Origin of the sequence: Paenibacillus qinlingensis, from assembly GCF_031455095.1 — a bacterium.
Taxonomy (GTDB): Bacteria; Bacillota; Bacilli; order Paenibacillales; family NBRC-103111; genus Paenibacillus_E; species Paenibacillus_E qinlingensis_A.
The window spans coordinates 74,814-97,047 of sequence record NZ_JAVDSB010000005.1 but is presented as its reverse complement, the minus strand read 5'-3'; the positions used below and the strand labels follow the sequence as shown (position 1 = coordinate 97,047).

The window sequence follows — 22,234 nt, the reverse complement described above, 5'->3', positions numbered from 1 at the left end:
GTTTATTTCAATGTTTGTAAGTACGTAACAATATCTTTAATTTGATTGTCATCTAATTTACCACCAGCTGTTTGACCAAATGCCGGCATTTTATTTCCTGGTTTCAGTTCTTGCGGATTATGTATCCACGATGCCAAGTTCTCAGGCGTGTGCTCCAAGATACCCGCAAGTGTGTCGCGATCTGCGAAACCTTTAAGGTTAGGTGCAACCCCTGGACCGCTAGCATTAACAGCATGACAAGACATACAATTTTCTTTGAAAAGTTCTTCACCTTTTTGAGCAGAAGCTGGCACAGTGTTAGGTGCTTTCATTTTGGCAACCCAAGCATTAAAGTCTGCATCAGACTTAGAAGCCACTGTAAAGTTCATCAAAGCATGTGAAGCTCCACAAAGCTCTGTACATCTACCTTGGAACGTTGCAATTTCATCGGCTTGCAAGTAAAGCGTATTACGGATACCTGGGTTCGTATCGACTTTACCACCAAGGGATGGTACCCAGAATGCGTGTGCTACGTCAGCAGAAACAACATCAAATGCAATGATTTTATCCTTTGGAATCACAAGCTGTTGCGCTGTCGCGATACCAAGATCTGGATATTCAAACTGCCACCAGAACTGATGCGCAGTGACTTTCACATGGATAGCGTCTTTGTTCTTGTTGTAATTCTCGGAGTGTTTGAACGTGTAGGACACTGTTGGCACCGCAAGTACTAACAGTAATAGAATTGGGATTACCGTCCAGATAATCTCCAAAACGTGACTTCCTTCGACTTGTTTAGGTATGCTTTCGTCACCTTTGCGCTTGCGAAAGCGAACTAAAACGTACACATAAATCGCAAATACGACAATTACGACAAAAATCATGATAAAGAGACTTAATTTCATTAAATAAAGCTGCTCCGTCGCCACAGGACCTTTTGGCACTAAAGCAGATAAGGTTGGGTCTCCGCACCCAGTTAGCATGAACGTCATCACCGCTAAAAGGGGTAGCAGACGCCAGAACTTTTTCAATTGACTCATTGTATCAACCCCACTTTTAAAACAATATTTTTACCACGAAGGCCATGCCCATGTCAATTCACTTTAATAACTATAAATTCGTGAAAACTTTTTGTCAATCGCTGTAGGAGAGTTCACAAATTGTTCTTAAACAGCGTCTGTAGCGATATATTTCCCTTCATGGTTATTTCCATACACCCACCTCTTTATGCATAAAAGCCTTTATTTGTGATCACGAATAATTAGACAGAAACATCTCATCCTATAGACAATAAATCGTATTGGGAGGTCTGTTAATTATGTTCAGGAAGTTAGGTTTTCCGATTTGTGGAATCATATTCCTACTGCTCACATTATCTGCGTGTGGTACTAGCGGTAAACAGTACAGAGGCGATCGCGATGACTCTACAAGCTCGAATTTTGGCGTTCATGTCGACAAATCTGGTCAAAATGAAAGATCCTATCAAGTACAACAACTCTCTGGTCCCGTAACGCACAACAATACGAAGCTAGAGTATAGTCAATATCTTTCAGATCAATTGCACACCATGGACGGAGTCAATACGGCTTTAGTCATGATTACGAATCAGAATGCCTATGTTGCATTAATGATGGATAGCAGTGCCGTCGGGACAAAAGGATGGACCAAAGAAACGAATAACCAGGGAACGACAAAAGGAATTTACAACGCTGATAACCCTTATGATGACTCTTTACCGTCTAATGATCTAAATAAAGGTTACAATAGTTATGAAACGGCCATACATCATGATTTACTCTCTCATCCCTTTAAACAGGCGATAGCAGAGAAGCTGCGTGTCTTAAAACCAGATCTCATGGACGTTTATATATCGGCGAATCGAGATTTTCTCAATAAAATGAATAACTACGCACAAGAAAGCTGGAAAGGCCACTCGCTTATGCCGCTATTAACGGATTTTAATCAGACGGTTACTCGTGTGTTTGGAACGGCACAATCTCTACCTCATGACTAGATAGATTAGGGCTAACCTCCTACAGGAAGCTTTATTTCTCTTAGGGGGTCTTACTATGTCTCTTGGAGCACAACCAGCATGTAAAACTTCTATTAATAAAGTGGTTTATTTCTGCTTGTGGGTCAGCTCCTGTTTTCATTTGTCTTTCATTCCTGTACAATGAGGGAATCGTCTTTACTAAGAAGGAAAAAGGGAGCTGGCCAATTACCCATGTCAAATGGATTTGCCTCATTAGGTATCAGAGAACAATTAGTTCAAGTTTTGCAAAATCAAGGTGTCGTAGAACCGACCCCCATTCAACGGGAAGCCATTCCTGTCTTGTTGAAAGGTTCGGACGTTATCGCTCAAGCTCAGACAGGTACAGGTAAAACCCTTGCCTTTGTACTTCCTATATTAGAAACCATTGATGTAGAAAGCTCAGACGTTCAGGCGCTTATTCTTACGCCTACTCGTGAGTTAGCGATTCAAATCAGCAATGAATTAAAAACCCTGGTTCCAATTACAGGCGCTAAGGTCCTAGCCGCTTACGGCGGGCAAGATGTAGAAAAACAGCTTAGAAAGCTGCAAGGTAACATACATATAGTAGTAGGAACACCAGGAAGATTGCTTGATCATCTTCGCCGCGGTTCTATTAACTTCTATAAATTGAAAATCCTTGTATTAGATGAAGCGGACCAAATGCTGCACATGGGCTTCTTGCACGAAGTTAAAGATATCATTGCCCAAACGTCTCCTTACCGCCAAACGCTGCTCTTCTCTGCTACAATGCCCGAACAGGTCATCAATCTGTCTAAGGCTTATATGAAGGAAGCAAAAGAAATAAAAATTCAAAGTAAACAAGTTACCTTGACTGAAATTCAGCAGGTCCTTATTCCTACAACTGATCGTGAAAAACCGGATGCTCTTATTGCTGCAATCAAACAATATAGACCTTATCTCGCGATGATTTTTTGTCGGACCAAAGCCAAAGCGATCGCGCTCAATGAAACTTTGCAAGAAATCGGTTTGATGTCAGATGAGCTGCATGGTGACCTATCGCAAGCGAAACGTGAGCAAGTAATGAAGCGTTTTAGAGAAGGTCGTATCGAACTCCTAGTCGCTACGGATATCGCAGCTCGCGGTTTAGATGTTGAAGGCGTAACGCATATCTTCAATTATGATGTACCACAAGATGCCGAAAGCTATATCCATCGGATTGGCAGAACTGGCCGTGCTGGAGAGTCAGGCGTTGCTGTGACCTTCGCAACACAAAGAGATATGCCGACGATTGAGCTCATTGAAAAAGGAATCAAAATGTCATTGCGCGGTGCCGATGGACAACAAAGACGTGTCGTTCGTTCCAGAACAGAGGACTTCGTTGAACAAGATGGCAGAGGGTCTGCGCGTAAAGGCGGAGCTGGTGCTTCTTCGCGCGGTGGTAGACGTAATGACCGCAGCGGTGCCCCAGAGCAACGCAGCAGCGGCGGACGTGCTGGAAGACCTGGCGCGCGCGAATTGCGTGGCGATCGTTCGAATATGCAATACGGCAGCGAGCGTAAAACAGGCTTTGGCGGCAAAAGCGATAAATTCGGTTCACGCGGCGGTTCAGCTGGTGCTGGACGTCCAGGCGAAAGACCGGCTAAGGTGAACTCGGAGCGCAGCCCGAATACATGGGGACGCGCAACAGTCATCCATGAAGCAACAACAACGAATGCTGCCCCAGCCCGCGGCACGAACATGGGCGCTGCGAAAGCACGCGTAACAGGTTCCTATAAGGGCGGCGGCGAAGGTACTGAGCGCAAGCGTTCAGCTCCGCATGGCGATAAGTCCTACTCGCCATACAACAAGTACGCTGGCGCAGGTCGCGATGACGCGGCTAGCGCATCTCGCACGCTTCGCGGCGGCAAGGGCCGTGGCGATGGCGCAGCACGCAGTGCCGCGCCTCACGGCGAGGGCTTCGGCGCTCGCTCAGGCGGTGCTCCTCGCGGCGAGGGCTTCGGCGCTCGCTCAGGCGGTGCTCCTCGCGGCGAAGGCTTCGGCGCTCGCTCAGGCGGTGCTCCTCGCGGTGAGGGCTTCGGTGCTCGCTCAGGCGGTGCTCCTCGCGGTGAAAGCTTCGGCGCTCGCACGAGCGGTGCCCCTCGCGGGCGCAGTGACGAGCGTGGTGCGCGTAGCGCAGCACCTCGTGGCGACAGCTTCGGGTCACGCGGTGGCGCGCCTCGCGGCGACAGACCAAGCAGCCCGCGCGGCGGCGGTCAAGGCGGCGCTCGCGGTAGTGCGCCAAGAGGCACACGCGGCGGCGGCGGAAAGCGCTAAAAGAAATGAAGCGATTTCATGCGAGTCTTTACCAATTAAGGCTTACGTTGTAAACTATAGGTATGGTTAATTAAGTTTCTACAGGGCAAAAATCGTTTCACCCCGTTCACGCACTTAGGATTTACCCCCCCATCCAATCGAAGGAGGTATGTTCCATGTACGCATTAAAGGATAAGGAAATGATTTTTGTATTCACTGGCCCGCACGGGGCAGGTCGTAAAACCGTTGCCGAAATGTCCGGCTCCACCTTGGGAATGAAACAAGTGATTTCCTACACCACCCGACCTCCGAAACCGACAGAGGAAGATGGTCAGGATTATCACTTCATCTCCCCCGCCCAATTTGTTCAGGCACAAGCTGGCGACGAATTTATTGAGGTTAGCACCGTAAATGACCATCTATACGGGATCAAAAGCGCAGATATTGAGCGCATGTTCCTGCAAAGTGGCAGCATTTACTTGATTTTGAATCGTTTTGGCGCCGAAACGCTCAAAAAGCTATATGGCGACCGCGTCGTCCAAATTTTCATTTATGCCCAGCGAGACACACTGGAAGAGCGGATGAAAGAAAGCGGAGATTCGGAAGAAATCGCCTCTAAATATTTGTCTGATTACGAAAATGAATTAGCCTACCGTGACCAATGTGATCATGTTTTTGAAAATGTGGACTTGGCGCATACGGTTTTTGATCTTACCAAAACGTTAGATCTATATTTAAATCGTAACCTAGTCGACTTAGACTAGAAACGAAGGGCACTAGCTGCCGATTAAGGCCTGGACGGTTCCCCGTCCGGGCCTTTTCATCTAACGAATCAACATCAGCGTCGATCCGTTCTTATTAAGGAGTTGAATGTAATGAAAATCATTTCTATCGAACCAACACCCAGCCCGAATTCTATGAAGCTCAATATGGATGAATCCTTACCGGCTGGCGTCCGAGAAACATATACGAAAAAGAATGCAATTAACGCTCCCGAGGACGTGCAGAAGTTACTTGCTGTGCCCGGCGTCATCAGTGTGTTTCACGCAGCTGATTTCATTGCGGTAGATCGCAGCTCCAAGGGGGACTGGCAGTTCATCCTGGCGCAAGCGCGAGAAATTTATGGAGAAGCTCAGGGAGCGACTAGCGCTGGATTGGCTGCCGAGCAACCTGCGGCTGAGGCCGCTTTCGGCGAAGCGCAGGTGCTCGTGCAAATGTTTCGCGGTATTCCGCTCCAGGTGAGGGTACGCGCAGGCTCAGAAGAAGCGCGCGTCGCTATGCCGGAACGCTTCACGCAGGCCGCGGTGCGCGCAGGTACGGCTTCGCCGAACCTGATCAAAGAGCGGAAGCTCGAGGAGCTCGGCGTCCGCTACGGCGAGCTGTCGGACATCGCGGGCGAAGTCGTCCAGGAACTGGACGCTTCTTACGACGATGCCCGCTTGGAAGAGCTGGTCTCCCGCGCGATGCAGGAGACCTCCGACACCCCTGCGGCTCCGGAGGCCGCCGCAGAAGATCTTGTCGCAGCCGCTGAGGGGCTGCGCAGCAGTGACTGGAAGCTGCGCTACGCCGCGCTTCAAAAGATCCAGCCGTCGCTAGAGACGCTGTCCCTTCTCGTCACTGCGTTGCAGGACGAGAACACGTCGCTTCGGCGACTGGCCACGGTGTACCTCGGGGATATCAAGGAACCCGAGGTACTGCCCTATCTGTATCGTGCCCTCGAGGACGATACACCTTCTGTTCGTCGGACAGCAGGCGATACACTGTCCGATCTCGGCGACCCCGCCGCTATGCCGGCGATGGCCAAGGCGCTCAAAGACCGCAACAAGCTCGTCCGTTGGCGGGCTGCGCGTTTCCTATATGAAGTAGGCGACCGGAGCGTGCTTGAGGATCTAAAGCAAGCAGCAGACGACACCGAATTTGAGGTTCGTATGCAAGTGAAGATCGCGCTCGAGCGCATTGAAGGCGGCCATGCTGCTGAAGGCTCTGTATGGCAGCAAATGACACGTAGAAACGACTAATTACTAATAAAAGCACGAAAGCTGCCTATGTATGTAGGTGAGCATTCGTGCTTTTTGATTTTGCCTACTAACTCCCTACTTCCTAAACTGCTCGAAATACATAATTCGCTCCTCAATCGTCGGATGAGAGCCGCGGAACCACTGTACGAGCTTAGGCTGCGTGACTGGACTGAGATTCTCTTTGGCAATATGCTGAAAAGCGCGAATCGCCGCATCGCCATCTCCTGTCATTTTCATCGCATAGACGTCTGCCCGATGTTCGATCACCCTGGAGAAAGCATTTTGTGCCGGTGACGAAAGGAAGCCCATCAGCGAAATAAGCACTAGCAGAATCGGCAAAGACGCTAAATCCCTCTCCCCGCGCATTCCCCACAGCGAACCCCATCGCTTCAAGATCAATCGGTATGCATGAAAGGCCAGCCAGAAACCTACAAAACTTAGGGCAACACCATAAGCAATTCCCCAATAAATATGACGTTCTACATAATGTCCCATCTCGTGCGCCATGACGGTCAGAATTTCAGCTGGCTGCAGCTTATTCAAAATCGTATCCCACAGCACAATACGCGCATTGCCACCAATGCCATTCACGTAAGCGTTAATCGTATTCGTTCTTTCTGACATGTTAACTTCGTAAACCTGATCAGTCGGAATCTGTGATTTGGCAGCGAGATCCAGAATTTGCGCCTTAAGTTCTTGATTTTGAAGTGGTTGAAATTGATTGTACAACGGGTCCAACACCACAGGCTGAATAAATGTGACAAACAGGATCAATGGAATGGAAATCAACCACAGCCAAACCCACCAACGCTTAGGACTCCACTTAGAGATCCATCTAAAAATAACAACCATCACGATCGTGCCCACGATATCTATGGAAAAAGTTTTCATGTAATCCTTTAGAAAAAGGATAGGTGTCTCATTGGAGATGCCGTAGGCTTGATCGATTTTAAACAAAAATACATCAATCGGTAGAAACAGCACGTCCATAACGAGCGTAAAAAGCACGATAAAGAAGAGTAATTGCAGGAATGAAGCTCGGAATACTTTCTCCGCAAGTTGACGGAAGCTGACGGCAATGCCGAATAAAGCAACGGTCACCCCAATTTGCAAGGGAGAACTTATGAAAAAGGTTAATGAGTGAATCCGCGAAAGCGTCTCCGCTTTGGCAATTTCTGCATGGGTCATGAACGTATTGGGATCCGCTGCAGTGCCCACTAATGACATAGGAATTTGAAATAAATCCCCTTTCATGAAATATACAATCACGAGAACGGCATAACTAGCAAAAGCCGCTGCGCACCATAAATAGAAACGTTTCATCCCATGCCTCCACAGTCATCTTCTTTGACAATGCTTGTTTACCTAGTCTATGCGAGTAAAGCTGTGTCGTATGTGTCAAAGGCATATTTTGGATATCCTATCTTGCATTCTCTATCCGCCCATGATGTAATGAGAACATTGACAGGAACGGATGTGCTACATGAAGAAACTCAAATTACTTACACTTCTATTGCTCGTTTTGTTCAGCATGACACTTATTCCACTTATAAAATCCCATTATCCCGCTGCGAATCAACTTGTCACGCTATCCAGACCAAATGGAGAAATACCTGAGCAGCATCTGGCATCGGAAAAGGCCACGGAAATCCCATCACCCGCTAAAACGATTACAGCCGAGGTAGCATCCACGACTACGACTAACCAAACAACAACAGATGAAGCTGAAGCACCCACCCTCACTGCGCATCATGTCCAACTACAAGCCATTCCCGCCATCTCACAGCTCCCTGAGCTGCCCAATGGTTGTGAGGCAGTCGCTGCCACTATGCTGCTGAATTGGGCTGGATTACCGATAACCAAAGCTGAGGTCGCTGATGCCTTACCCAAAGGGGACATGCCTTACGAAAATGAAGACGGCGCCTTCGTCGGTTCCAATCCCAAAGATGTCTTTGTTGGCGATCCCTTTGATGTCGGCTATGGCATTTATCACGCCCCTGTTGCCAAGCTGATGAATCAGTGGCTGCCTGGTCATATTCGCGATTTGACAGGAACCACCTTTGACGATTTGCTTGAGGTTATCGCGCATGGCAGCCCAGCAATGATCTGGGCTACTGAGCATATGGACACGCCATACTTGGATTTGGAGTGGGAAGACGAAGCAGGCGAGCTCGTTCCTTGGTATCAGCCGGAGCACACCCTTCTCCTTACAGGATGGGACGATGATTACGCCTACATGAACGACCCGATGACGGGTGAGCAAGAGACCTACTCCTTGGCTGCTTTTAAAGAAGCTTGGGAGCTCATGGGCTCACAAGCAATTACAATCATCACCTAGTTTGGGAATTAGCTCGTTCCTTGCTTCTATCTTCGTATTTTAACTGGAAATAGTACATCTATTTTTGCTCATTGGGATCAAAATTAACATTTAAATGGAAAATATGTCGTTAATTTAGAGCATTAATTTGTTTTCTTGGAAAAAGCATCAGATTAGATGGATTTTTTCCAGTTATTTGGTTATAAAGAGTAATTCCGAAGAAATTAACTGTACTTTTTCCTGTTAATTATGTTCAACTGGCGTTGGTTGAGGGAGGGCTGGTGCTAGTTACGTTTGGCTGGTGCTGAGTAAGGAAAACTGGTGACTGAAGTGGCATCAAGGAACAAGCGTGATAAGTGACGCTAGAGGATGAGTTTATGGAAGTGAGATCAAGGGACTAGCAGGTGAAGTGAGATCGCCTTTCGAGCTAGTAAAGTTTCGTCCGCGGACCCCCAATAGCCGCACCAAAAAAGTATGGAAAACCCGCTAGGGTAGTCCATGCTTTTTTTGGTGATCACCGCTTTGCTTGTCCACTCTTTACAAAGGATCCAACTGAACGGCCGCTTGCTTCCCGCTTAATTGAATACCGGTGTGCTTCTTGCCGTGGGGGCTTAGCTCCTTAACCAGCGTCTCTAGCAATTCCTTCGCTTTTGCGCCTTCCTTGCCGGAGATCTTAACGACCAGCAAGACGGCGTCCCCGCCCTTGAGGATACGCTCCGCTTGCTGGCGCTTCGTATCCAGATCGTGGTCTTCGATGTTAGCTGTCAAGCGAAGCTCCTTGACCTTCGGGCCTTGCTCTTGTTTCCGTGCCTGCTGCTTTTCCTGCAAGGCCTCTTGTTTGGCGGCTCCCGCTCCAATCAACTTGCAAGGAGGCGGGCTGCTCATGAGCGAGGTGCAGACGAGGTCAACTTTTAGCTTTTTGGCAAGAGCTAGTGCGTCTTTCGTGGACATCACACCTAGATCTTCGCCCTGAAGCCCAGTAACCTCAACTTCGGAGGCTTTAATTTTCTCATTCTTAATAATCATTGTGAATACACCTAATCTTTCGCTATAATGAACCCATCCACCCTTAGGTGGATCGAAGTTGGACTAGCTCATACATCATTTTGCCATGAAGTTATATAAGGAGATGTCGATTACCCCATGAATAATAAACAATTAGAAGAGCAAATGATCGAGAATTACAAACGTGAAGAGCATATGATGATTTTGGTTTTTGCACAGTGGTGTATTAACCATGGTCTGGATCCTGCAGCACTTTATCACAGCGCATATCCTGAACAGCCAAATAATGAAGCCCTAGAGAAAGCTCTTGAATTAACGGTACCCAAAGAGGAAGCCGGCGAAGTACCGGATGACACATTGCTTGGTGTGCTTTCCCTCTTTGGCAATGAAGAGCTGGCATTCATTGTGACGCAAGAAATCGATAAGCGGCCGAAGCGCGCGCGCTAAGCCCTGCCCCTAGATGACGTAACTGTGCTGATGGCTTAACTGAAAAGCTTCTGCCAACAGTTCCACTGTCTGGAGTCTCGTTTCCACTTGGTGGCCGCCAGCGACGACCATGACTTCATCAACACCGTAGCTCTCAGCGAGTCGCAGGATTTGTTCCCTGACTTCTCCTGGATTACCTACGATCATCCGTGAGCGATTGTCTCTCACACGCGTTTGATCCCAGTCGGAATACACGTATTCCGCTGCTTCTTTCGGCGATTTCACTCCGGTGAACTCGCCTTTTTCCATTTGCAGAATACGCAAATCGATCGAGGTCGCGAGTTCCTCCGCTTCTGCTGTCGTTTCGGCGCACAGCGCATAGATGCAGACCGTCGCCTGCGGGACGACATTCAATGCGGACGGCTGGAACGAGCTGCGGTAGCTGCGCACCGCATGCTGGCCTCCCGCGCCGTTGATGAAGTGCGCGAAGCAGAAGGCTGCGCCTGCCTGCGACGCATAGACCCCGCTCTGCCCCGTGGAGCCGAGCAGCCACACCTGAGGCATCGAGGCCACCAAAGGGGTGGCGCGGATGCCCTCGAACACGTGCCCCGGTTCCACCGAGTCGGTGAGGAACCGCAGCAGATCCGTGACTTGCGCGGGGAACCGCTCCAGTCCCTCGAACAGATCCGCGCCGACGCCACGCAGCGCTTTGGCTGTATGCGGCGTGCCGCCGGGCGCACGCCCGATCCCTAGGTCGATGCGCCCAGGGTAGAGCGCCTCCAGCATGCGGAAATTTTCAGCAACCTTATAGGCGCTGTAATGAGGCAGCAGCACACCGCCAGAGCCAAGCCGAATTCGGCTTGTGCGAGCAGCTAGGGTGGATAAGAAAACCTCTGGCGAGGAACCGGCAAGCCCTGCTGAGTTATGATGCTCCGACACCCAGAATCGGGTGTAGCCGAGACGGTCAGCGAGCTGCGCGAGCGCAATGGTTTGTTGTAATGCTTCACTATGGGTAAAGCCGGATGATACCGGTGACTGATCAAGAATACTTAGCTTCAGCATAGTCATCCCTTCTTTCTAAGTCTTCTGCCGATGATGATACTGATGTCAATTATACAACGCCCAGCTAACAAAAGAAAAAAGGACAAACCGAAGTGGCGTTGTCCTGTTGGGCGAGTTGATACCGTGGTGGTCAATTATACGTTATTTTTTTCTAGAACAAAGCGAATGCACCATAAGTCCCTGCCGTAAAAGTCAGAAGTAATGGCGTTAGCTGGCTTTGTAAAGTCATGATCTCCAGCTAGTTGTAACCCCGCTTCGTCAATTAAGCTTAAAAATTTCTCCACATGTACGTCAGGATAATCAACGGTAATAATCAGTTTACCCCCATCTTTCAAAACGCGTTTAAACTCTTCTAGAGCACGCAATTGCACGCTCATGTCCTCGATGTGTTCCATAACCGAAATACAAAATGCAACATCAAACTTCGCGTCTTCATATGGCAATTTTGAAATATCAGCAATTGTTATATTTGGCTTACTTAAAGTGGAAAGGTTAATTTGATCTATATTCGCTTTCCCCACATAATATTCCAGCTCTTTAATGATTTCATCTCTATCTAGAATGCGTTCATCCATGTCACAAGCGTATACCTCTTTACACTTGTCGACTAGATAATACTTGAATGGATGACCCAAGCCACAGGCAGCATCTAGTACAACGTGATCTTTTTCAACAAAATGGGCAGCCCAGATATATTCATAGTGTCGACTCCACCAATGATTAGGCAACGAATAGAATATGTCTTGATTCTTGGTATCCTCATATGTAAAAAAGCGAGACACGTAGTTATCCATATCATTTCCCCATTCAGAGTTCTTATTTTTCAGCATCGTTATATAGGCATTCAGACATTCATCTCTAATAGTTACTAGGATACCTTACGTTAGCCATTTCCAGTTGCGCCTACATTTCGGCCAGTCGTTCTCGCTTTCCTGCTCCTAATCGACCGCAGCGCATGCGTACAACCCAAGAGAGCAATACCACCAGCCATATAGCCAGCTAACACATCACTGGGATAATGAACACCTAGATAAATCCGGCTTACGCCAATACATAGAATGACAAAGCCAGCTACCGTTGGTATCCACCATGCCGATTTCCACGTCTGGCGCACATTCACCCACAACAAGTACGCAAGCAGTCCGTAAAACAGAAGCGAAACCATCGCGTGACCACTTGGAAAGCTAAACCCATCAACTTCCACTAACCAACCGTCTGAGGATGGACGATCACGTTCAATAAGTCCCTTAAGCCCTGTATTTAGCCCCCAAGCGCCCAGTACACCAAGGAATAAGACTAGTGTTTCCAACCGATGTTTATATTTAAATATTAAGAGTGCAGCAACTAGAAAAAAGAGGATGAATTCGGTGGATCCACTCCCCATGAAGGTGAATACTTTCGCAATGGCAGTCAATAGATCCCCTCGCTGCTCTTGAATGTAACCGCCTACATATTGATCAAAATCTTGCAGCCATTTCGCCGAAAAGCTCTGCGACAGCACAATAAAAATAAGGAGCAGAGCACCTGCTCCCCCAAAACTCCATGCCATATCTCTAACGACAACTTTCCCCTTCATTTTTTCTCATGCCTCCCACGGCGAATTGTTCATTCCTTCTCTCTCATGCTGCTTGACGCACTTTGCGCCCTTGACGTTTCTTAATAATCAATGGGACGATAGCAAAAACAGCATACATCGCTACGGCTCCAAGAAACTTCCATGACCATATATCGTTTAAGGAAGCACCGAATACGTTATACACAATCGCACCTGGAATAATGCCAATGAACGTAGCCCACGTGTAATCCCAAAAGCGGATCTTGGATAATCCGGCACCATAACTAATACCATCGAATGGAAAGAAAGGCATGAGCCGCATATAGAGTACGACCATGAAGCCTTTTTCCTCCGCTTTTTGATCGAATGATAACAGTTTGGGACTTCTTAAAATACGCTGAAAGCTACCGCGGCCCCATCTGCGCGTAATGTAGAAAGACAATAAGGCACCCGCGCCTGCACCTATAATATCGTAGACCGTCCCCCAAAAAGCGCCAAATACATAACCACCATAAAGCGTCAACGGTGTTGCTGGAAATAAGACTAATGGCCGCAACGTATAAGCAAGGATATATAACAGTCCGCCAAGCGGGCCTAGATCTCGCAGCCATCTCGTGAGCCAATTCAGATCTACATGCTTCCAAACACCCGTCCATTTGAGAATTAATAAGCCGATCACAGCAATCCCAAACCAACTAATTAGCAACCAAAGCGGCTTTGAACGCGCCATGGCTCGCCTCCTTCTTACTGCTGATTCCTTATTCTTACAGCTGATTATTCCACTCCATCTTACACAAATGTAGGGGTCTATATCAACTCGTCGTAGAAGGTCGATAGACGGACAACCTTTTCTCTCCTCTCTCCGAAGGAAATCATTGATGCCATCAGTTGGATATGATAAACTGCTCCCATCTTCTCTCCAATTCTATCCATTCATTTCTACTATACCATGGCACCTATATCCCGCATCCACTGGAGGGCTCACCCATGCTGCTTCGACGTAAAAGTATTTTTCTGACGCTATGGCTCTCTTACATCCTTATTCTTCTCATTCCCGTAACAGGTACGTTCATTTTGTACACCAATATGGAAAAAAATATGATCGATAACGCTAACCGATCGAATTTGGCTATGCTTGAACAAGCTCGCCAAGTCGTAGACAACAACCTCCAAGAGATCGAACAGCTCGGCATTCAGATTGCCACACAACCTAAGCTTCAAACCCTATGGACCATCAAGGACAGCGAGAAATACATTCAATATGAAGAGGCCGTCCGCGCGTTAAAAACCATTCGCAACAGCTCACCTTTCATCGAGGATTTCTACATCTATTTGCGTGATGATGATACGGTGATTTCCCCTAATTTAAAAACGGATGCCCCTACTTTCTTCACAAAGCTCTATCCGCTTCCTGGCAAGAGCTTAGATCAAGTTCATGACGAGCTGCTTACCGGCTATCATTACTTAACCTACTTGCCTACTTCCAACACAACAGCCGATCCTGCAACCAAAAGCGTCATTGCCAGCGCAATCTCTCTACCTCTTGGCGAAACAAGCAATGTGAAAGGCACAATCGTCATGCTGATCAATGAGCAGCAAATCCTGCATCTATTGAAAGGCATTCAATGGGTTAATAATGGCTCCATGTTTATCTTAGATGATACAGGGCAAGTCATTCTCTCTACTTCGAACACGTACAAACTGTCCCCCAGCTTGCTTGCAGAAACAACGGGCAGTAATGGCTATGCAACCTATGCGGCTGACGGCAAGGCGCACATGCTATCGTATACGACAGGAGCAAGTGGCTGGAAATATATTTCCCTGGTTCCGAAGAGTGTCGTCTTAGAACGGGTAAACGAAATGAAAACATGGGCCATTTATTTGCTTATTCTCGTTGTCGCTGCTGGAAGCGCTGCCGCTTATTGGATGGCCTACCGAAGCTATAGCCCGATTCGCGATCTAGTCTTTTCAATTAATAAAGGCAACAACGTGCCACGCCAAGGTTTATCCAATGAGTATGAATTCATTCGGAATTCCATTGCCGCATCTGTAGCCGAGGGCAAGGCACTCGAACAACAGCTAGCAGGTCACCTTCCTGTTGTACGGGCTAACTTTCTTACCCGCCTCTTGAAAGGAGAAGTGGATCCATCCGAATTAACGGATGATTCCCTCGCCTTCATCGGTGTTCAATTCCCGCATCCTTATCTGTGTGTCATCGTCCTTGAAGTGGATGAAAGCAGGGATTACCGAATTGAAGAAAACGATCGGGATCGCGCCCTCGTCCGATTTATTTTATTTAATTTAAGCAGTGAATTCATTGGAAATTCCGGTTATGTCACAGAAACAGATACTAATCGACTAGCTTTAATTCTCAATGTACCCGATGCTTCTGAGGAAACGCTCCTTAACCGAGACCGCTTAATTGCTGAACTCAAAGGCGTGATTGAGGAACGATTCCGTATGAAAATAACGGTGGCGACTAGCTCTTTAAGATTCGGGAGACTCGACGCCTCGCATTGCTACAATGAAGCGCTGAATGCCTTAGACTATCGGATTATTCACGGCATTAATTCTGTCATTCATTACGATGACATTCGCTTCTTAGAACGAACGTATTACCACTACCCGATGGAAATGGAAGCTCACATCATCAATTGTCTCAAAAGCGGTGAATATGAAGCCGTTGAACGGCTGCTCAACGACCTGTATCAAAATAATATGGGATCACGCGACACAACCCCCGAACTTGGCAAGCTGCTCTTCATGAACTTGTTAGGGACCGTGCTGAAAGTAACGAATGCCCTGAAACTAGATGAGAAGCAGTGGCAGGAAGATGGCTCCGATCCTGTGAAATTGATTATCAACAGCACTTCAGCTGAGGATATGTTAAAAAAAGTGAAGGAGCTCTGCTTCTTTATTTGCAGTAGTGTACAAGATGCTCGATCGGAACATAGTGAACGTTGGCATGAGCGTATGAAACTATATATCGATCATCATTACAGCGATCATTCGCTTAGTTTAACAACCATTGCTGATCATTTTGGCATGACACCGCAGTATCTGTCTGGCTTATTTAAAAAGCAGTATGGGATCAATCTTACGGACTACATGATTGAGGTTCGGATAAAAGAAGCGAAGCGTTTTTTGGAGACCCCAGGGATGACGATCCTGCAGGTTGCCGAGCAAGTGGGCTATTCAACAGATATTGGTTTTATCCGTGTGTTCAAGAAAGTGGAAGGGATTACACCCGGAAAGTATCGTGACATGCAGCTAAGAGAGGGCCATCTGAAAGATAGTTAGTCTCCCTGAAATACGGTTTACGCTTGATCTGAAGCTGTGTTTATCGTTCAGTAGAACGTATTGTAGGCACCTAAAGTCTGTTCTTCTATATTGAAATTGCGGGCACCGATTCCGCAAAACCAATATGTACAGGAGGGTCACACACGTATGAACAGAAATAAAAAAACGATGAAATTGACCTTAATCTCGGCTGCAGCACTTTCCGTCTTGATCACAGGATGCAGTAAAGAGACAGCCACCCCATCACCCGCAGTATCAAGCGCACCTGCAACCACTACTTCGTCTGCAGTCCCAGAATCGAAGTATCCTGCTTCCCTTACATACTGGGTAGCTATGAACGGTAATGCTGCAGCTGTTATGAAGAACTACAATGAAATGGCTGCTTATAAAGAAATTGAGAAGCAAACAGGCACCAAGGTTGACTTCCAGCACCCGCCTACAGGCCAAGAGAAAGATCAATTCAATATTATGCTAGCGTCGAATAGCTTACCGGATGTTGTGGAGTATAACTTTGCAACGTTACCACAAAGCGCAGATTCCCTCATTAAAGGAAAGCAAATACTTCGTCTAAATGAACTCATCGAAAAGAATGCCCCGAACTTAACGAAGATTCTGAAAGATCATCCTGAATTCCGTAAAATGATTACAACGGATGAAGGCAATATCTATGTGATGCCATTCTTACTGGGAGATGAATTGTTAAGCGTAGTCAACGGCCCTATTTTCCGCCAGGATTGGCTGGATAAATTAGGTTTGAAAGCTCCCACAACCATTCCAGAATGGGAAACGGTCTTAACCGCATTTCGTGATAAGGATCCGAATGGGAATGGCAAGAAGGATGAGATTCCGTTCTATATGAATTTAGGCGGAGATTTCGACGCGAATAACCTGCTTGTTGGTGCATGGGGAATTACAACGGATTTCTACAATGACAAAGGTAAAGTCAAATACGGCCCCATCCAGCCTGAATACAAAGAGTTCCTTGCTACGCTGGCACGCTGGTACAAAGATGGCTTAATTGATAAAGATTATGCCAGCATCACCGATGGCAAGCTGAAAGATTCCAAGATTACGAACAGCCAAGTCGGCGCTTATTCTGGGTACGCGGGTTCTGGGCTCGGCCGTTACTTAACCTTGGTACAACCGACCAATCCCACTTTCGCCTTATCCGGCGTCCCTTATCCGAAGCTGAAGGAAGGCGCTGCAGCCTCTTTAGGCCAATATACCATGCCATTCACAGGCTATGGAGCTGCTGTCTCAGCGAAAGCTAAGAATCCGGACGAAATCATCAAATGGCTTGATTTTAAATACAGTCAAGATGGCGCCATGCTGATGAACTTCGGTATTGAGGGCCAAAGCTACAAAATGGAGAACGGCTATCCGAAATATACAGATCTCATTATGAACAACCCCGATAAATTACCTGTTACTCAAGCGATGGCAAAATATTTCCAAGCAAGCTGGAGTGGGCCTTTCGTTCAAGACAAACGTTACATCGAACAGTATTATACGATTCCTGCGCAACGTGAAGCTCAGAAGACATGGACCAATGCTGATCATTCCAAACAAATGCCTGGTGTTAGCCTGACAGCAGACGAAAGCTCCAAAACAGCTTCCATTATGAACGATGTGAAAACATACCGGGATGAACTTTTCAATAAATTCGTTATGGGTGCTGAGCCCATTGAGAACTTCGATAAATATGTGCAAACCATGAAGAGTATGGGCATTGAAGAGGCTGTTAAAGCTCGCCAAGCAGCCTTAGATCGATTCAACAGCCGTAAATAATTATAAGTTCAGACGCTAAACTCACGGTGTGGGAGAAGGACTCCCTGCCGTGTGGCGTCTTCTTGCACCCATTTTTACCGACTCAACAGCTGAAGGAGGGGCCCCGTGATGCCCGCAGCACTTAACGAACAGACCGGCTCCGTGAAACCAGCCGTCGACAAAAGCAAGTTCTCTTACCGATTCGTCCGCGATGCAAAAATGAATAAGTATGTGTACATCATGCTGCTGCCTGTCGTGGCTTACTACATTATTTTCTATTACGTGCCCATGTATGGACTGCAAATTGCCTTTAAAGACTATGCGCCAGGGATTGGCATTTTTCATAGCCCGTGGGTTGGATTCAAACATTTTCATGACTTCTTTTCCAGCTATTTCTTCTGGCGGATATTACGCAACACTTTGCTGATCAGCGCTTATGATTTATTGTTTTCCTTCCCTGCCTCCATCATTTTGGCGCTTCTGCTTAACGAGCTGCGCAGCCGGTTTCTGAAACGTACCGTTCAAACGATTACGTATATGCCACATTTCATTTCTATCGTCGTCATATCGGGTATGCTCGTTGATTTCTTGGCCCGTGATGGATTAATTAACAATATCTTAAGCTCTTGGTTCGGATTTACACCGGTTACGTTCCTGCAAGAATCAGGCTGGTTCCGCTCTGTTTATGTATCTTCGAACATTTGGCAAAATATCGGCTGGGGCTCCATCATTTATTTATCAGCCATGTCAGGCATTGATCCTTCGTTGTACGAAGCTTCCAAAGTGGATGGCGCCAATCGCTGGCAACAAACGTTCAGCATCACCCTGCCGGGTATCATGTCCACTATTGTAATTCTGCTTATTCTGCAAATCGGAAACTTTATGACTCTCGGCGCCGATAAGATCCTATTACTTTATAACCCAACAACCTATGAAACCGCCGATGTCATTGGCACCTTCGTCTATCGCAAAGGGATTCTCGAATCCAACTTCAGCTATAGCTCCGCTGTTGGGCTCTTCAACTCTCTCATCAACTTCACACTGCTCGTTTTGGCCAATACATTAAGCCGACGCACCAGTGATAATAAGCTTTGGTAAAAGGAGGCTGCAACCATCATGAGTAGAAGCTGGGGAGAACGTATTTTTGACCTTTCCAATTCCTTATTCTTAATCTTACTTTCTATAACAACGCTGTATCCATTCTTGTATGTATTGATCGCCTCTCTCAGTGACCCTGCTTGGATCGTGCAATTCCGCGGGCTGCTTTGGTACCCCAAAGGCTTCAATTGGGAAGCCTATATCATGGTCTTCAAAAACCCAGCCATCATGTCCGGCTATCTGAACACGATCCTGTACGTCACGCTCGGTACCTCGCTAAACATTCTGATGACATCCCTGGGCGCATATGCACTTTCAAGGCATAACCTGATGTGGAAGAATCCCGTCATGTTTATGATTGTATTTACGATGTTTTTCAGTGGCGGATTGATTCCAACCTACCTGCTCATTAACGACTTAGGCATGGTGGATACCCGCTGGGCACTTCTGATCCCCTCAGCCATGAGTGCGTACAACCTGATTATTATGCGAACTGCTTTTCAGGGTGTGCCTGTTAGTTTAGAGGAATCCGCTAAGTTAGACGGCGCTAACGATTTCACCATTCTTTTCCGCGTCATTCTACCACTCTCCATGCCTGTAGTGGCCGTGATGGTTCTCTTCTATGGGGTTGCTCATTGGAACAGTTGGTTCAGCGCTCTGATTTATTTACGAACACGTGACCTTTACCCGTTGCAGCTCATTTTGCGAGAAATATTGATCACGAACAGTACCGAATCGATGATGACGGGTGTTAGCGGGAACGATAAGATGCCTATCGGAGAAACGATCAAATACGCGACGATTATCGTAGCGACTGCGCCTATTCTATTCCTCTACCCTTTCCTGCAAAAGTATTTCGTGAAGGGCGTTATGATCGGCGCGATCAAGGGTTGATTGACACGGCAACTATCATATATTGAGCTGTCTCATGTCGTCAGCTGCTATCGAAGGGAACTAGGATACGCTATTCGTGCCTACGTACACCAAATGTGGAGGCGAAGGGAACTACGATACCTTATTCTTCTGAAATTCACCAGAAATCACGAAATTTGATCAAATAGCGTACCTACGTTCCGCTTAAAGTCCAATCTCCCTTTATATCGCATAATTAGCGCACCCACGTTCCCTTTCAAAAGCTAATCAGGCATTCTAGATGCACATAGTGGTCTTATTCCCCGGAATCCCCGATACAAAGAAGAATAAGCAATTCAAACTTGCTTATTCTTCCGATATTCGCCCATACCCCACACGTTTCCCACTATTTTCCCTTTAATCAATTTGCAAGACACCAAAAAATTGATTTCAATTGACTAATCGAAAGGTTTGAATTTACACTATAGGAATAATTTAGGTCATTAAATATAGAGGCGTCATGCTCCGCAAACGTTGCCACATCAACAAGTCAGTTGGGAGATACGCATATGAAGAAAATTGTTGTTCTACTTCTATTAACTGCGCTGTGCCTCTGGCAATATGTAAGAACCTCGTCGGCTGGCGAAGATCCCTTCTTACGCTCCGACTATAGCAAGCTTCGCCCTGTGAAGATTGAGCGGGTCGTACCAGCCAAAGAAATAAAGCAGCTTCAAGAGATTGTGAAGGAGGCCCGGGAGAAAGGGCTCAAAATTGCTATTGCGGGTCAGCGTCACAGCCAAGGCGGGCATACGTATTACAAGGACAGCATTGTGCTGGATATGACCCCATTTAACAAGGTTCTTGCCTTCGACAAGATGGCTAAGACAATAACCGTACAATCCGGAGCCACTTGGGCAGATGTACAGAAGTACATTAACCCTTATGGGCTTGCTGTGAAGACCATGCAATCTCAAAATATTTTCACCATCGGAGGCTCGATCTCCGTCAATGCACATGGCCGTGACATTCGGAATGGCTCTCTCATTAGCACGGTTGAGTCCTTCCGACTATTGGGAGCTGACGGCCTTACTCGAAATGTTTCCCGTTCTGAAAATGCTGAGCTATTCCCGTTGGCGTTAGGTGGATACGGATTATTCGGTGTCATTTTGGATGTAACCCTGTCGCTGACGGAAGATGAAGTGTACGAGATGACGAGCGAAACTATGTCTACAGATACCTATACTGACTACTTTCTTAACCATGTTAAAAAGAATCCCGATATCCACATGCATCTCGCACGCATATCTGTCGCGCCAGATACATTCTTAACCGAAATGTATGCTACGAATTACAGGGCACGATGGGATCTCCCCGTTACCGACTATAACCAATTAAAGCTGAAAGACAGCAATGTGCTGCCGCTCAAATTTCTGTTTGGACTTAATCGCTCCTTTGATTGGGCGAAAAATAAATTTTGGGACTTACAACGATATTTCCTTATTGGCCGCAGCACAATACTAACCCGCAACAACGCAATGCGCTCTGAATCTGATTTTATGGACTACAGCTCGGATACCAAAAACGATCTTCTCCAAGAATACTTCATTCCCGTGGAACATTTTAAAGACTTTATTAGCCACATGAAACCTATTCTGCAAGAAGAACAATTAAATCTATTAAATATTACGGTACGTTACGTTAATCATGATGAAGAAGCTTTGCTCTCCTATGCGAAGAGCGACATGTTCGCTCTTGTATGTCTATTTAACACCTCGCTAAGTCGCGAGGCGCAAGCTCGTATGACTCATGGCATCCAGCGAATCATTCATGAATTAATGTCCTTTAATGGCTCTTATTATTTGCCCTATGCTCCCTTCCCTTCGGTAGAGCAGTTCCGAATGATATATCCTAAGGCGGATAGCTTTTTCCAAGCCAAAGATCAGTGGGATCCACAGCATCTTTTTATGAACCAATTCTACGATGATTATAGGGGGGATTAGGATGAATGTCGGACTACTCATACGATCCCAAAGCTTAGCGACATTAGCAGCGGGAATGATTTACCCTTACTACTTGCTATTTTTGAAAAACCTCGGCAGCACCTATTCGGCCTACGGACTCGCTTTCGCTATTTTTACGATAAGCTCTGCTGCCTCATCCTTCTGGCTAAATAAACTAGTTGACCGCTCCTCGGTGAACATGATGGCAGGCGGTTCGCTCGGAATGATGGCAGCTATGCTCGTCTTCCCTTGGATCCCTTCCTATGGCTATGTCTTACTTCTACAAGCATTCATGGGCCTCTGTAACGCTATGCAAAAAATGAGCGAACGCGGATTGCTCGCAGATGGGACTGAGCGAGGTAAACGAGGCGGCACGCTTGGCCATTACCATTTCTGGACATCGGTCTCTTCTGGGTTCGCCGTGCTCATCGGAGGTTATATCATTGATTGGCTGACGATTGATGTCCTGTTTTATGTTAGCGCAGGAATTTATGCGCTCAGTGCATGGATGACGCTGCGAATGCGGAAAGATATAGGTAAGAAACAAACACTTTCCTAAAATGACATTGA

General features: G+C 46.9%; 19 protein-coding genes. 12 read left to right on the top strand and 7 right to left on the bottom strand.

Translation table 11 applies throughout. The annotated features are described in order from the left end of the window. Positions 1-2: 2 nt before the first annotated feature. Positions 3-1,019, bottom strand: a complete 1,017-nt coding sequence (coxB, locus tag J2736_RS16250; RefSeq protein WP_310499651.1) for a cytochrome c oxidase subunit II — start codon at positions 1,017-1,019, stop codon at positions 3-5. A gap of 278 nt (positions 1,020-1,297) precedes the next feature. Between coxB and J2736_RS16245 the strand changes: the two genes are divergently transcribed. The 4 genes from J2736_RS16245 to J2736_RS16230 all read left to right on the top strand — a co-directional run bounded on the left by J2736_RS16245 (position 1,298) and on the right by J2736_RS16230 (position 6,282). Next, positions 1,298-1,993: a hypothetical protein gene (locus J2736_RS16245; RefSeq protein ID WP_310499650.1), complete on the top strand. Its 696-nt coding sequence runs from the start codon at positions 1,298-1,300 to the stop codon at positions 1,991-1,993. A 210-nt stretch (positions 1,994-2,203) separates the two neighbouring features. Beyond that, positions 2,204-4,285 carry a DEAD/DEAH box helicase gene (locus J2736_RS16240; protein ID WP_310499649.1) on the top strand — a complete coding sequence of 694 codons (2,082 nt, stop codon included), beginning with the start codon at positions 2,204-2,206 and terminating at the stop codon, positions 4,283-4,285. A 155-nt stretch (positions 4,286-4,440) separates the two neighbouring features. Next, on the top strand, positions 4,441-5,028 hold the full coding sequence (locus J2736_RS16235; RefSeq protein ID WP_310499648.1) for a guanylate kinase: 588 nt from the start codon (positions 4,441-4,443) through the stop codon (positions 5,026-5,028). A 111-nt stretch (positions 5,029-5,139) separates the two neighbouring features. Further along, positions 5,140-6,282 (top strand): conserved virulence factor C family protein, encoded by a 1,143-nt coding sequence (locus J2736_RS16230; RefSeq protein ID WP_310499647.1) that lies wholly within the window; start codon positions 5,140-5,142, stop codon positions 6,280-6,282. A gap of 75 nt (positions 6,283-6,357) precedes the next feature. On the opposite strand, the gene J2736_RS16225 is transcribed toward J2736_RS16230, so the two are convergent. Then, entirely contained in the window at positions 6,358-7,605 is a 1,248-nt protein-coding gene (locus J2736_RS16225) for a M48 family metallopeptidase (RefSeq protein WP_310499646.1), read from the bottom strand. A gap of 160 nt (positions 7,606-7,765) precedes the next feature. Here J2736_RS16225 and J2736_RS16220 point away from each other — a divergent pair, with 160 nt between their 5' ends. Beyond that, positions 7,766-8,620 carry a C39 family peptidase gene (locus J2736_RS16220; protein ID WP_310499645.1) on the top strand — a complete coding sequence of 285 codons (855 nt, stop codon included), beginning with the start codon at positions 7,766-7,768 and terminating at the stop codon, positions 8,618-8,620. Positions 8,621-9,136: 516 nt separating this feature from the next. On the opposite strand, the gene infC is transcribed toward J2736_RS16220, so the two are convergent. Further along, positions 9,137-9,625, bottom strand: a complete 489-nt coding sequence (gene infC, locus J2736_RS16215) for a translation initiation factor IF-3 (RefSeq protein ID WP_310499644.1) — start codon at positions 9,623-9,625, stop codon at positions 9,137-9,139. Positions 9,626-9,742: 117 nt separating this feature from the next. Here infC and J2736_RS16210 point away from each other — a divergent pair, with 117 nt between their 5' ends. Then, on the top strand, positions 9,743-10,051 hold the full coding sequence (locus J2736_RS16210; RefSeq protein ID WP_310499643.1) for a hypothetical protein: 309 nt from the start codon (positions 9,743-9,745) through the stop codon (positions 10,049-10,051). 9 nt (positions 10,052-10,060) lie between these two features. Here the strand turns inward: J2736_RS16210 and J2736_RS16205 are convergent, their stop codons facing one another. The 4 genes from J2736_RS16205 to J2736_RS16190 form a co-directional block, all read right to left on the bottom strand. After that, positions 10,061-11,092: an LLM class flavin-dependent oxidoreductase gene (locus J2736_RS16205; protein WP_310499642.1), complete on the bottom strand. Its 1,032-nt coding sequence runs from the start codon at positions 11,090-11,092 to the stop codon at positions 10,061-10,063. Positions 11,093-11,226: 134 nt separating this feature from the next. After that, positions 11,227-11,922 (bottom strand): class I SAM-dependent methyltransferase, encoded by a 696-nt coding sequence (locus J2736_RS16200; RefSeq protein ID WP_310499641.1) that lies wholly within the window; start codon positions 11,920-11,922, stop codon positions 11,227-11,229. A gap of 53 nt (positions 11,923-11,975) precedes the next feature. Continuing rightward, entirely contained in the window at positions 11,976-12,668 is a 693-nt protein-coding gene (locus J2736_RS16195; protein WP_310499640.1) for a phosphatase PAP2 family protein, read from the bottom strand. 43 nt (positions 12,669-12,711) lie between these two features. Further along, a complete protein-coding gene (locus J2736_RS16190) occupies positions 12,712-13,377 on the bottom strand; it encodes a TVP38/TMEM64 family protein (protein ID WP_310499639.1) in 666 nt (221 codons plus the stop codon). Between the two features lie 257 nt (positions 13,378-13,634). Between J2736_RS16190 and J2736_RS16185 the strand changes: the two genes are divergently transcribed. From J2736_RS16185 to J2736_RS16160, 6 genes are all read left to right on the top strand, one after another. Further along, positions 13,635-15,947, top strand: a complete 2,313-nt coding sequence (locus J2736_RS16185; RefSeq protein ID WP_310499638.1) for a helix-turn-helix domain-containing protein — start codon at positions 13,635-13,637, stop codon at positions 15,945-15,947. Between the two features lie 147 nt (positions 15,948-16,094). Further along, a complete protein-coding gene (locus J2736_RS16180; RefSeq protein ID WP_310499637.1) occupies positions 16,095-17,735 on the top strand; it encodes an extracellular solute-binding protein in 1,641 nt (546 codons plus the stop codon). A gap of 108 nt (positions 17,736-17,843) precedes the next feature. Further along, complete coding sequence (locus J2736_RS16175) at positions 17,844-18,812, top strand: ABC transporter permease (RefSeq protein WP_310499636.1); 969 nt, start codon at positions 17,844-17,846, stop codon at positions 18,810-18,812. Positions 18,813-18,830: 18 nt separating this feature from the next. Further along, entirely contained in the window at positions 18,831-19,706 is an 876-nt protein-coding gene (locus J2736_RS16170) for a carbohydrate ABC transporter permease (protein ID WP_310499635.1), read from the top strand. A 527-nt stretch (positions 19,707-20,233) separates the two neighbouring features. Continuing rightward, entirely contained in the window at positions 20,234-21,664 is a 1,431-nt protein-coding gene (locus J2736_RS16165) for an FAD-binding oxidoreductase (RefSeq protein WP_310499634.1), read from the top strand. Position 21,665: 1 nt separating this feature from the next. Beyond that, positions 21,666-22,223: an MFS transporter gene (locus J2736_RS16160; RefSeq protein ID WP_310499633.1), complete on the top strand. Its 558-nt coding sequence runs from the start codon at positions 21,666-21,668 to the stop codon at positions 22,221-22,223. The last annotated feature ends 11 nt before the right edge of the window (positions 22,224-22,234 follow it).

Excerpts from the sequence above, each read along its gene's own strand:
- coxB (WP_310499651.1), bottom strand. The coding sequence starts at position 1,019 with ATGAGTCAATTGAAAAAGTTCTGGCGTCTGCTACCCCTTTTAGCGGTG.
- J2736_RS16245 (WP_310499650.1), top strand. The coding sequence starts at position 1,298 with ATGTTCAGGAAGTTAGGTTTTCCGATTTGTGGAATCATATTCCTACTG.
- J2736_RS16240 (WP_310499649.1), top strand. The coding sequence starts at position 2,204 with ATGTCAAATGGATTTGCCTCATTAGGTATCAGAGAACAATTAGTTCAA.
- J2736_RS16235 (WP_310499648.1), top strand. The coding sequence starts at position 4,441 with ATGTACGCATTAAAGGATAAGGAAATGATTTTTGTATTCACTGGCCCG.
- J2736_RS16230 (WP_310499647.1), top strand. The coding sequence starts at position 5,140 with ATGAAAATCATTTCTATCGAACCAACACCCAGCCCGAATTCTATGAAG.
- J2736_RS16225 (WP_310499646.1), bottom strand. The coding sequence starts at position 7,605 with ATGAAACGTTTCTATTTATGGTGCGCAGCGGCTTTTGCTAGTTATGCC.
- J2736_RS16220 (WP_310499645.1), top strand. The coding sequence starts at position 7,766 with ATGAAGAAACTCAAATTACTTACACTTCTATTGCTCGTTTTGTTCAGC.
- infC (WP_310499644.1), bottom strand. The coding sequence starts at position 9,625 with ATGATTATTAAGAATGAGAAAATTAAAGCCTCCGAAGTTGAGGTTACT.
- J2736_RS16210 (WP_310499643.1), top strand. The coding sequence starts at position 9,743 with ATGAATAATAAACAATTAGAAGAGCAAATGATCGAGAATTACAAACGT.
- J2736_RS16205 (WP_310499642.1), bottom strand. The coding sequence starts at position 11,092 with ATGCTGAAGCTAAGTATTCTTGATCAGTCACCGGTATCATCCGGCTTT.
- J2736_RS16200 (WP_310499641.1), bottom strand. The coding sequence starts at position 11,922 with ATGCTGAAAAATAAGAACTCTGAATGGGGAAATGATATGGATAACTAC.
- J2736_RS16195 (WP_310499640.1), bottom strand. The coding sequence starts at position 12,668 with ATGAAGGGGAAAGTTGTCGTTAGAGATATGGCATGGAGTTTTGGGGGA.
- J2736_RS16190 (WP_310499639.1), bottom strand. The coding sequence starts at position 13,377 with ATGGCGCGTTCAAAGCCGCTTTGGTTGCTAATTAGTTGGTTTGGGATT.
- J2736_RS16185 (WP_310499638.1), top strand. The coding sequence starts at position 13,635 with ATGCTGCTTCGACGTAAAAGTATTTTTCTGACGCTATGGCTCTCTTAC.
- J2736_RS16180 (WP_310499637.1), top strand. The coding sequence starts at position 16,095 with ATGAACAGAAATAAAAAAACGATGAAATTGACCTTAATCTCGGCTGCA.
- J2736_RS16175 (WP_310499636.1), top strand. The coding sequence starts at position 17,844 with ATGCCCGCAGCACTTAACGAACAGACCGGCTCCGTGAAACCAGCCGTC.
- J2736_RS16170 (WP_310499635.1), top strand. The coding sequence starts at position 18,831 with ATGAGTAGAAGCTGGGGAGAACGTATTTTTGACCTTTCCAATTCCTTA.
- J2736_RS16165 (WP_310499634.1), top strand. The coding sequence starts at position 20,234 with ATGAAGAAAATTGTTGTTCTACTTCTATTAACTGCGCTGTGCCTCTGG.
- J2736_RS16160 (WP_310499633.1), top strand. The coding sequence starts at position 21,666 with ATGAATGTCGGACTACTCATACGATCCCAAAGCTTAGCGACATTAGCA.